The organism is Acinetobacter sp. USHLN143 (assembly GCF_037145695.1).
GTDB lineage: Bacteria > Pseudomonadota > Gammaproteobacteria > Pseudomonadales > Moraxellaceae > Acinetobacter > Acinetobacter fasciculus.
In genome coordinates this window covers 1-11,737 of the sequence record NZ_JBBCWZ010000079.1, presented here as the reverse complement: position 1 = coordinate 11,737, position 11,737 = coordinate 1, and the positions used below count along the sequence as shown (strand labels likewise).

At 36.8% G+C, this 11,737-nt stretch carries 5 protein-coding genes and 3 pseudogenes; 5 read left to right on the top strand and 3 right to left on the bottom strand.

Features of this window, described 5'->3' with window-relative positions:
- Window positions 1-113: 113 nt before the first annotated feature.
- From WFH18_RS14895 to WFH18_RS18555, 4 genes and pseudogenes are all read left to right on the top strand, one after another.
- Window positions 114-1,274, top strand: a pseudogene (locus tag WFH18_RS14895) (hypothetical protein); the annotation flags it as partial.
- A gap of 155 nt (window positions 1,275-1,429) precedes the next feature.
- Entirely contained in the window at window positions 1,430-2,005 is a 576-nt protein-coding gene (locus WFH18_RS14890) for a LexA family protein (RefSeq protein WP_005105086.1), read from the top strand.
- A 23-nt stretch (window positions 2,006-2,028) separates the two neighbouring features.
- On the top strand, window positions 2,029-3,327 hold the full coding sequence (locus WFH18_RS14885; RefSeq protein WP_086044321.1) for a Y-family DNA polymerase: 1,299 nt from the start codon (window positions 2,029-2,031) through the stop codon (window positions 3,325-3,327).
- Window positions 3,328-3,337: 10 nt separating this feature from the next.
- Window positions 3,338-3,636, top strand: a pseudogene (locus WFH18_RS18555) (hypothetical protein); the annotation flags it as partial.
- 716 nt (window positions 3,637-4,352) lie between these two features.
- Here WFH18_RS18555 and WFH18_RS14880 read toward each other — a convergent pair.
- Complete coding sequence (locus WFH18_RS14880; protein WP_005105082.1) at window positions 4,353-6,263, bottom strand: bifunctional metallophosphatase/5'-nucleotidase; 1,911 nt, start codon at window positions 6,261-6,263, stop codon at window positions 4,353-4,355.
- A gap of 292 nt (window positions 6,264-6,555) precedes the next feature.
- Complete coding sequence (locus WFH18_RS14875) at window positions 6,556-9,018, bottom strand: ExeM/NucH family extracellular endonuclease (protein ID WP_392388435.1); 2,463 nt, start codon at window positions 9,016-9,018, stop codon at window positions 6,556-6,558.
- 392 nt (window positions 9,019-9,410) lie between these two features.
- Here WFH18_RS14875 and ppk1 point away from each other — a divergent pair, with 392 nt between their 5' ends.
- A complete protein-coding gene (ppk1, locus tag WFH18_RS14870; RefSeq protein WP_005105077.1) occupies window positions 9,411-11,489 on the top strand; it encodes a polyphosphate kinase 1 in 2,079 nt (692 codons plus the stop codon).
- 16 nt (window positions 11,490-11,505) lie between these two features.
- Here the strand turns inward: ppk1 and WFH18_RS18550 are convergent.
- Window positions 11,506-11,595 (bottom strand): annotated as a pseudogene (locus WFH18_RS18550) (IS982 family transposase); the annotation flags it as partial.
- Between the last annotated feature and the right edge of the window lie 142 nt (window positions 11,596-11,737).

Below are 11,737 nucleotides of genomic sequence, written 5' to 3'. Positions count from 1 at the left end.
TATACTGTCACTTAGGCAGGCTGGACACTTGATTTCTAGAGTTATTCGCATTTCTCTATTTTATCAAAATCCAACCTGCTTTTTTTCAGCATACTTTTTGAAACACCACCGGACATCATTATTCATTTCACTCTTTTCGTCACACGACAGCGAATCATTTATCACTTGTACTGAACTGTGAATATGCGCCACTTGTGCAAGAGCTAACTGACTATAGTGCAGATGAGTATCAAAAAATACGAGCTGAACTTCTTCAAAATGAGCATGGACAAAACCATTGGTTTGTTATCGCACATCTTTTAGGACATATAGAACCCGTTGAAACTTTCAAAAGTTATATTCACTTAAGTTATCTCATTGCTGGTCAAAAACTACTGAAACATCATTCAGATATGCAAAATGAACTGGCTAAAAAAATCATGGGCTACAATGCAAGGTATAAAAATTTAAAAATAACAAAGGATGAAAAAAACTTTAATTTTGAGAAAAATCAGGCCGTTCTAGCCACTATATTATTGAATGATCAAACAAACTGGCTTCAGAGTAATGCTACTGACATTCTTGCAGAACTGTCAGTACAAACAAATCAATCCCATGACTTTTTTGCTTTCTTCGCCGGCACAGAAGGCTCTAAAATTTCACTTCAACGCTTTTATGAAACCTTAAATCAATTAGAGATTCACAACGATCCTCAAGCTGTATCTCAAAAAATGTGTTTACCAGAAGAGCTTGTCAATTATTGGTATGAAAATGCCCTAAATTTAGCAGACATTAAATCAAAAAAAGGGAATCCCCGTTTATTTAGTATTGATAGCTCAATCCACTTAAAACCAGCAATGCTTGATAGCGCTGAAGAGCTTTATACAGTGACATATTTTTTTGAACATCTACAGAAAATAGCTCGTAAAAATCCAGCACAAATTGCATACGTCCTAAATGTATTTTTAACTCGAGTGACCGCATCATATACCGGTATCCATTACCGCTGGAAGGATATCGATCAACTCGAACATTTTTACTCCCAAGTTAAGGCTTTATTTCCTGCCAAATTTTGGCACTTACTTGGACAAGATTTGCAAACAAAGTTAGATGGTAAACAACAGCCTCAACTTTTTAAATTAGCAAAAGCATCAACAGGTAAACATCCATCGACTCTAGAGGAGTTTCCTCGTCTGCAACTCTATTCGGTAAAAGATGGCCATGCTCTTGCAGCATTTAAGTTTTGTCTACATCTAGCCTGTATTGGCAGACCACGATCTCTTAAACTTCAATAGAAGTTACTCAGTATGCCGCGAATTAACAAAAGATAAGGCCTATAAGTTCCGGGAATTTATAATTTCACCTTAACCATTCATCCAAATTATATTGTTTTTACATAGAGTTAAAGTTAATATTTGATTTTGTCACAAAATCAAATAGTAGGTAGATTATGAACAATAATCGTGGTGGAATCAGAGAAGGTGCAGGTAGAAAACTGAAATATAACGAGCCTACAAAAACATTAAGAGTGCCCCTCTCTAAGATTATAGAGATTAAAAACTATCTCAATAAGACAGAAAACCCGTGCTTTAATGATATTGCTTCAATCTCTGTTGTAGAGTCATCCACCTACATGAAAATTCCTTTAGCCGCTGAGAAAATCGCTGCTGGCTTTCCATCCCCTGCCCAAGACTATGTAGATAAAACTCTAGACATGAATGAACACTTGATTAGAAATGAAGCAGCAACCTTTGTGGTGAAAGTCGCTTCACTTTCTATGCGAGATGCAGGTATTGAGATTGATGATGAACTGATTGTAGACCGAAGTATTGACGCCAAACATGAAGACATCGTGATTGCACTGATCGACAATGATTTCACTGTAAAACGCTTAATGATCGAAAATAATTATCGTTGGCTTAAAGCTGAAAATCCAGATTGCTCAGACATTCATCTGCAAGATGGCCAGGAAATGGTGATTTGGGGTGTGGTTACTTTTGTCATTAAGTCATTTAGAAATCGTTAATTTCTTTATTGGTTTCCTGCCCAATGACCATATATTCTCAGAAAATCTACGCTTTAGTAGACATTAATAATTGCTATGTGAGTTGTGAGCGCATCTTTAACCCTGGTCTAAAAGATAAACCAGTAATTGTCCTGTCTAATAATGATGGCTGCGCTGTAGCCCGCTCTCAAGAGGCCAAGGACCTAGGCATTAAGATGGGTGTTCCTCTATTTCAGATCAAGGACATCGTTGAACAGCATCAGGTCCAAGTGCTTTCTAGCAATTATGCCCTGTATGCAGAGATGTCACGCAGATTCATGAAAGTCCTGTCCGACTTTGTTTCTCCTAAAGAACAGGAGATTTACTCTATTGATGAATGTTTTCTCGATCTGACAGCCCATGCGGGAAATTACGACTTAACTGACTATACCCAGCACATTCGTCAGCGTATTTTTTCTTGGCTTGGTTTACCAGTATGTATTGGCATTGGCAGATCTAAGACAGAAGCAAAACTAGCAAACCACATTGCGAAAAAGAATGTTTATCTGAACGGTGTATGCAACCTAGTTTCAATGGATCCTTGCTCTGCTGAAGATCTGTACCAAGCTATAGAAGTGAGTGAAATCTGGGGAGTTGGCAGGAAGCACAGCCAAAAGCTCAACAGCATGGGGATACACTCAGTCATGGATTTCATTATGGCTTCGCCTCTGATGATCAGAGATCAGTTTTCTATCGTCATGCATAGGACATTACTGGAATTGCAGGGTGTTTCATGTATAGAGCTAGAGCATACGCGGGCACCAAAAAAGCAGATTGTTGCAAGCCGTTCTTTTGGACAAAAGATTTACCATATTGACGACTTAAAAGAAGCTATGAGCCTCTATGTGCAAGATGCAGTTACTCGTTTAAGAGGTGAAAATTTATTGTGTGGTTATATAATTGGCTTCGTACAATCTAACCCGTTTGACACGTATAGACCTTATTACAGCAAGTCAGCTGCAGTGACTTTACAAGAACCTACTGACAACCTGTTAGTGTTCTCTAAAATTGCTACCACGATGATTGATGACTTGTATACCAAAGATATTGCCTTTAAGAAATGTGGCGTGATCTTGACGTGCCTGGAGCCTAAAGCTTCCCATATTTATGACCTGTTCACTGACATGAAGCAAATAAGCTTAGACAATAACCTGATGGATTCACTTGAGGAAATCCATCATAAGTTTGGCAAAACCAAGCTGGCTTTAGGAGCAAGTACGTTACCGAATAGAACCTGGAACATGTCAAGAGATCGGCTAACTCAAAACTACTTCAAGTGGGATCAATTATTGAATGTGAAATAATTTGAATGATTTATTTCCTGCCAAATTTTGGCAATTACTTGGACAAGATTTGCAAAAAAGTTAGATGTTAAACAACAGCCTCAACTTTTCAAATTAGTAAAATCATCAATAGATAAATATCCATCGACTCTAGAGGATTTTCCTCGTCTGCAGCTCTATTCAGTAAAAGATGGTCATGCTCTGCAATTTTAGTTTTGCTTAGCGTGTATTGGCCGCCCACGATCTGTTCAGCTTAATGAGTTAGATGACATATCACCTGCTACCCTACATAAGCCTATGACTGTATTACACCAAGAGCGACTTTTTTAAAAAATTAACCCACTGTTCTATTTGTATTTAAATAGATATTCCTGGTTAATATTGGATTAAATATTCTTCATAGGCATGTAAATACTAGGCATCATTATCATCAATAGTGATCACCTGTTAGCTGTTTATAAATGTCGGTTCAAAGTTTTCATATCTCTTTCACTCATTGTGTAATTTATTTAAGGTTCTCTTTGCATTGACTGCATCCATGTGTACCACCAATAAGAAAAGAAAAACCCCGCTCAATAACTTGACGGGGCTGTTAGTGCCGTAACAATTTCGGCTAGGGATTAGATATTTTTTTCAAGAAAAAAATCTGTTTAACTCTCCCAAATTAAACAGATCAATTTGCGCTGTATCACTAATTATTCAGTATTATTTATTTGCACTAAATATAAAATCAAATTATTTCACTATGATGAAAATAGTTTATTTGATTCTTAAATATCACTTAACGTCTTTCAAAAAATTACGACAAACCTTAGATTTTCCAGCAAAAACTATGTAATCAACTTCCATTGTACTATATAGACCAAATATACGCTTTACGAATCGGAATAGTTATTTCCCCTTTTAAATTAATTTGAATGAAAATTTAAAAAGTAATATTTCTCTAATCCATAGTTTTAAAAAAAAGAAGCTCAATGGAGCTTCTTTTTTTTAAAACTATGGATCGGTCTGAGCCAAAATTTTTATCTTTTATCAATAAATCCTTTTTATTCTTTATAATTTTGCGTGCTGTATTGCTCAACTGGCAATCGGGACAAGGCCTTTTGCCCTTTTTCACCAGGTAACCCTTCTACATACTGCAAAAATGCTTCTGCATAATCTAATCCCACATCTATACGACGCTCACCAGTAATGTCTTTAAAGCTTGTGTAAAAGTCCTGACCATCAGCCAGAAAGTTGATGGTAATTACTTGATAGGTCTGATTCATATTTAATGGCTGATATTGACCTTGTGCATTTCGAACCTTTAAATTGGATAAACGCTGACCCTTTGCCTTAGTTAAATCTACATCCCATTGTAGTCCACCCGCATATGGATAACTGCCTGTGTTATTACTCGTAACAGCATCCATGGCATCTTCCAGCACTGCTTTAATTTCTTGGCCAGTTGCATTTAATTGTACTAAGGTATTTTTGAATGGCAGCACTGTATAAATTTTCTCTACCGTAATATCACCTTGAGGCAGATCTACCCTTACCCCTCCTCCGTTTTGGATTGAAATATCTGCATTAAAATATTTTTTACCTTGCTGTAGAAATGCTTCGGCAACCAGCTGCTGTACATCACCCCCATGCTGATTAATAAAATCTGCTTTATTGCAGACATCACCTAAACTAGAACGTGATGTATCTTTGGTCATTCCTGGAACACGACGTAAGCATAAATTATCATTAGCAATGGCAACTTTTTCTTTGCCTAATAAGTTTTTAGCGACTTTATACGGTTCTAAAATACTTAAAGCTATAGCATCAGGCTGTACAATACGTAAGGAGTTACTATTTTCAATATCTCGCTTAATAGAATCTAGTTCCGTACTCATCAATGCTGGAGCATCTTTAGCTGTACGTTTAAAATCATCGCCAATCAATACATTGGCTTTTCCTGCACATGCTTCAATTTTACCATCGGCATCAAAGTTGACTTTGAGTTGTCCGACGACATAACTATATTGCCATGCCTGTACAACACAGACCTGATCACCATCTTTATTTTTTAATACAGTGGGATAGTCACCCTCTGGGCTTATACCGTAACTTTTAAGTTTCGCATCTGCCAGCAAGGTATGAGAATCTCCGCCAACAATGACATCAACGCCTGACAATTTAGTGGCTAAATCTTTTTCTAACCCGTACCCTAAATGAGATTGAACAATAATTTTATTGATGCCTTGCTGTTTTAGCTCATCAATATATTTTTGTGCAGTAACTACTTCATCATTAAATACAGTATCTTGATTTGGTCGAGAAGCATTTTTAGTTTTATTGGCAATCGTTAAACCAATTAAAGCAATTTTCTGCCCTTCTTTTTCCATAACTGTATAAGGTTTAACAAGGTTAGTTTGGTATAGTGCTGAAGTTTTTCCAAACTCGACATTTGCACTCAAGACTTGGGTTTTATTTTCACAATTACCTTTATCATTTAAGAATCCAATAAATTTTTTTAAGCCATCATCCGTATTATCGAATTCATGATTACCTAGCGTTAACGTATCGAAACAAACACTATTCATGAGATCTGCCTCTGCTTCACCTTCTTTCAAAGTAAAATAGAGGTCCCCAGTAATGGCATCACCTGAATGAATTTTTATTGGATTCTTCTCAGTGCTTGCCAAAGTATTCATCAACGCAGCAACGCGTGCAAAACCACCATTAGAGACTTGTATTTCTTCACGTTTACCCATCGAAGTTTCAAGCATTAATATAGTACTTTCCTCATCCAAATGTGAATGACTGTCATTAATATGTACTAAATTGACTTCCAGCGGTTTAGGAGGAATAACAGGCGTTATATTCGTATTTTCTTTACTATCATTATTACACCCAGTTAAAAACATACTAGAAACTAATAAACTGCATGTAAAACCCGAATACCTAGTTAGTTTATTATTAAAAGACATGACCACCCCACCTGATTATAATTTAAACAAACATCATGTAGGTCTGCTGTTTAAAATTCATGACATTCACTATTTTTTCTAATTGTTTTTTAACAAATGGTTAAGTTATCCCATTAGGGAACTTTTCATTTCATGCCCCAAGCTTAAATTATAAATTTTGAATAAGCATATGTTTGATTATTGCTTGGCTAATTTTTTAAGCACTCAATAAAATAAGGAGAAATATGAAATTTCCCCTTATAGATTAAATTTATTTCGTCAGTTTTCTTAATTTACAGTCTATGAACTCATATCAAAATTTACGTCTGCGTATCATGGAAACTAAAACGAGGCCCGTTAAGGTTAACATTGACCAGATCCCCATGCTGCCACCGCTTATTTTTCCTGTATCAGGATTACTCGATATATTTTCGTTTAAATCCATATCAACAATTACAGGATCATGATCGGAAGAACGGAATGCATCATCGCTATAGAATGCTGCAATTTGCTCATCTGTTTTATATTCTTCGTTATAGTCTAAGGCCGTCGGCTCATCAGCATTGATGTGCCAAGCAAAAGCGCGTTTCACCATTGGATATAAGTCTGCATCAGCAATTGCATGGTCTAGGTTTCCTGCGCCCCCATTGCCATTGGCATCACTTGCAACACCAAATACATAACTATAGGCTGTTTTACCTTGTCCAATTTTTTCGTCATTGAGCAAGACTTTATAATTGGCTTTTTCTAATGCTAAAATCGGATCTTCTTTAGCATAACTATTCATATCACCGACCAGCAAATAATTTGGTTTAGCCACTTGTGTTGGATTTTTTGCAATCCACTGCATAAGTTCTTGTACTGCAGTTAAACGTGTTGCATTCCAGCAACCTTGACCATCACCCTGATCTGCATCGGCTAGAGTTTTATCGGCAGGACAACTGCCTTTCGACTTTAAGTGATTCGGTACTATCGTAAATATTTTTCCACCATTTACAGATTGGAAACTTTGCGCCATGGTGACACGGTTTTTTTGAGTCTGATCGTCATAAACCGCAGATTCTCCCACAGGTTTTACGCGCTTACTGTTATAAATAATCGCAACTGCAATTGCATCTGTACCTAGTTTTGTCATTTTAGTTGGAATGACATATTTCCAGTCTGCACCTAAGGCTTGAGATAAATATGCCACTGCACTTTTATCATCAAAACCATTATTTGCGATTTCCATTAACCCATATACATCAGCATCAATTGTTTTTAAAGCACTGACAATTTTTTGATGTTGCTTTTTAAACTCAGCTTCTGAGCTTGCACCACGTTCTGTTGGGAAACCTTTTTCTGCACCATTATCATAATTCAAGACATTAAAAGCCGCAGCGCGAATTTGCTTAGCATCTTTTGCAATCATTGTTGAAGGACGTAAATTGGTATCCTTGATAATTTCAGGTTGTGCCTTTGCCTGAATAGGTTGAATTCGCCATGCATTAAAACGGTACTCTAAAATCCCTTCAACATTTTTCAGTTGAGAACCTGTTCTTAATGTATTTAAGGCATTGAAGTTTTGCGGCAGCAATGGTGTTCTATTTTGATTATTATAGCCATCATCTAAGATAATTTTAGAAAGTAAGTTTTGCTTGGCTAATGCAACTGCTTCAGCAGATTTTGCAGGATATAAATTGGTTGGAATATATAAGCGACCTAAACTTAAAGATAGCTCACCATAACGACCGTAATTGTAATTTTCACTTATCGTTAAAGTTTGTGGGATTTTAACCAGCATCCCTTGATAGCGTTTAGGTACATTTCCTGCTATCTCCGTCAAACTGGTAAACGGTAAATTAAGTGCCTGTGCCGTGACTGTATTGGATGCTTGTGTATTACAGGTTTGAATATTTTGATCAAGTTGATCTATTTGGAGTTGGTTTTGATATGAGGTTAAACGACCTTTTAAAATAACCTCTTCACCTACTTTTCCTCCAGTGATTTTACTACTTGCAGGAAGATAGACAAAAATAGCATTACTTAAATTGGATTTGGCTTTACTATCGGGCGTTTGTATATAAAAACCAGAAAAACCATTGTCATAACGGTAGTCTGCGGTAATAACACCACGAACAACATATGGTTGATTTTCTGCGGCAGATTGTAGGTCCGCAATCGCCGTATCTGCTGTATTACAACTGATAGGAGTAACGGGGGAGGTTATAGGCGCGCTTGTATCTAAATACTGGGAAAACTCATTTCGATCAGACCATTTAGACCATTCGCTTTCTAACTCAAATGCTGTTGCAGGATCAATTGAAGTTACATTATTTGAAGTTTTAGTACGTGACAAACTATTTTGATAACTACTAAAACCCACTCCCCAACCAGTACCTGGATCCTCTCCCACACGACCAAAACGGTCTATTGGAGTACCTTTATAAAACAGGACCAAGGTATCATCTCCATTAAATGCAAGTCCTGCCACTTGATTGACTTTATTACCAATTACTGCCTGCAACTCTGTTCGACCAATAATGTATTTTGCTTTACTTGCCAATGAACCTTCTAATTGAAAAGTCGCAGATTTCGTGGTTGAACCATTAGTAAATTGTTGAATCTCATAATCAGCTAAGTTCACTGTTAAACTGTCAGGGTTATAGATTTCCAAACCCTTTTTATTAGATGTACCATCTATATACTGACTAAACATTAATTGTGCATGTGCAGAAAACGAGCACCCCATAAGTATTAAACTTAAACTCAATATTTTTGGTTTTATATTCATAATGATTTTGAACAGTTGTTAAAATTCAAAATAGCTTAGTTTTTATACATGACATCACTATGAATAACTGATGACAGTTTTAGTGAAATCGCTTTTCCAGAATTTTTCTCATTAAGCCCCCAAGTTGTCCCGGTTTAAATCAACGTTGCCCCTTTTCTTCTAAATTCAGATAAAAGTCTGAATATTACCCAGATGAAATAACAATACAATACGATGTCATAAAAATGTCATGAAGCAGTCACAGAATACTTAATTGAATAAAATTAAATTCTTAGCCTTCTTGCAGAATTAATCATTTTTTATTTACGAAGAATTAATTAACCTCTTTCAAAGGCTTTAAAAGAATTTTTATTAGCTTCCTTCAGCGCTGCAATCTGACTTTATAAGAGCCATAAATGACTACCTTAAATGTGTCTTCAAACTCTTCATCACATCCGTTAAAAAAGTATATAAATAGAGAGCTCTCACTATTTGAGTTTCATAAGCGGGTGTTGGCACAGGCGAAAGATACTGAATACCCTTTACTTGAACGATTAAATTTTTTAATTATTTTTTCAAGTAATCTGGATGAGTTTTTTGAAATACGAGTTGCCAGTTTAATGCAACAAATTGAACTTTCAGATCATGCTAGAGCTCGTCCAGATAACTCACTCCTCTCAGATATAGTCACCACCATTTCCAAACTTGCACACGAAGCTGTCGAAGAACAGTATAAAATACTTAATTATAATCTCTTACCACAACTGCAAGGACATGGTGTTCATTTCATTCAGTATGGTGACATCCTCGAAAAACATAAAGAATGGATTAAGGACTATTTCCATAATGAAGTTCGACCTGTGGTCACACCTATCAGTTTAGATCCAGCCCACCCCTTTCCTCGGCTAGTGAATAAAAGTCTAAATTTCATTGTAACCCTAGAAGGTAAAGATGCATTTGGACGAAAAATTGATTTGGCGATTGTTCCCGCACCACGATCATTACCTAGATTAGTAAAGTTACCTAATAGTATTTCTGGCGAGGATGAACACTACATTCTACTTTCAGCCATTATTCAGCAACATCTTCATGAGTTATTTCCAGGGGTAACCACCACTGGATGTTATCAATTTCGGGTCACACGTAATGCAGATTTAACTATCTCAGAAGATGTTGAAGACTTAGCAATTGCCTTAAAAGATGAACTATCCTCACGGCGCTTTGGTCGGGCTGTAAGACTTGAGGTGACTAAAAATTGCCCTGAAAATATTATTGATTATTTACTTGGACAATTTGATCTTAAGCAAGAGCAACTCTATCGTATTGACGGCCCGCTTAATCTGGCGCGCTTTATATCGAACTTCAATTTGCCAGAGTTACGTTTTCCTCCCCATGTACAAAAATTACCGAAAGTGTTGTATGGGAAAAAATCCATATTTGAGGTATTAAAAACCGGAGATGTTTTATTACATCACCCTTTTCACTCTTTCGCTCCGGTCATTAAGCTACTGAAAGAGGCAGCCCATGATCCACATGTGTTAGCCATAAAACAAACCCTTTATCGGAGTGGTGTACATTCTGAAATTGTGCAAGTCCTTGCTGAAGCGGCACGAAATGGTAAGGAAGTCACAGCAGTGATTGAATTACGTGCTCGCTTTGATGAAGAGTCAAATATCGAAGTTGCCAATCTATTACAAGAAGCTGGGGCGGTTGTTGTATATGGGATCGTTGGCTATAAAACCCACGCCAAAATGATTCTGATCGTGCGTCGTGAAATAGACAAAATTAAACGTTATGTTCATTTAGGCACAGGTAACTATCATGCAATGAATGCCAAAATCTATACTGATTATGGACTACTGACCAGTGATGCTGATATTTGTGAAGATGTCCATAAAGTCTTTCAGGAGCTCACAGGCATGGGGAAAATGGTCAAATTGAAAAAACTTTTTCATGCACCATTTACTCTGCATTCTCAATTGATTGAACTCATCGAAACTGAAACTGAAAATAGCAAAGCAGGCAAAAAAGCGCAGATTATTATTAAAGTAAATGCCTTAACTGAACCTCAACTAATTGATGCCCTATATAGGGCATCTAAAGCGGGCGTTCAAATCGATTTGATTGTCCGTTCAATTTGCTGCTTACGCCCACAAGTGAAAGGGCTTTCTGAAAATATTCGAGTCCGCTCAATTGTGGGACGTTTTTTAGAACATACCCGGGTTTATTATTTTTACCATCAGGGCGAAAACAAGCTTTATTGCGCCAGTGCAGATTGGATGGGGCGTAATTTATTCTCTCGCATCGAGACCTGTTTCCCAATCGAAGATAAAAAACTTCGTAAACAAATTCTGCAAGATGGCTTAATGAATTATCTTCAAGATAACCGCCGTGCATGGGAGCTTCAAGCAGATGGAACATGGATTCAATGTACACCAAGTTTGGATAAGCCCATGTATATCGCACAACAGCACTTATTAAACCATACATCTTAATTAACCCGAATCCTGTTTAAGCCACTGATTCTATAATTAGAATTTTTGGCTTATTTTGATGGGTGAGTTGATATGCACATAACAATGCGTAAATCCCCAAATTAAAATCCGCGGAATCAGGGACAAAGCCAAGCTCTGGCGAATTCAAACATGAGGTGCGACAGTTTGAAAAGTCTTATGATAATCAACAAGCTGAGCAAATTTCTCTAATGGTGTAAGCCAATCTAACGCTTTTCTAGGACGAGTAT

Excerpts from the sequence above, each read along its gene's own strand:
- WFH18_RS14880 (WP_005105082.1), bottom strand. The coding sequence starts at position 6,263 with ATGTCTTTTAATAATAAACTAACTAGGTATTCGGGTTTTACATGCAGT.
- WFH18_RS14885 (WP_086044321.1), top strand. The coding sequence starts at position 2,029 with ATGACCATATATTCTCAGAAAATCTACGCTTTAGTAGACATTAATAAT.
- WFH18_RS14890 (WP_005105086.1), top strand. The coding sequence starts at position 1,430 with ATGAACAATAATCGTGGTGGAATCAGAGAAGGTGCAGGTAGAAAACTG.
- ppk1 (WP_005105077.1), top strand. The coding sequence starts at position 9,411 with ATGACTACCTTAAATGTGTCTTCAAACTCTTCATCACATCCGTTAAAA.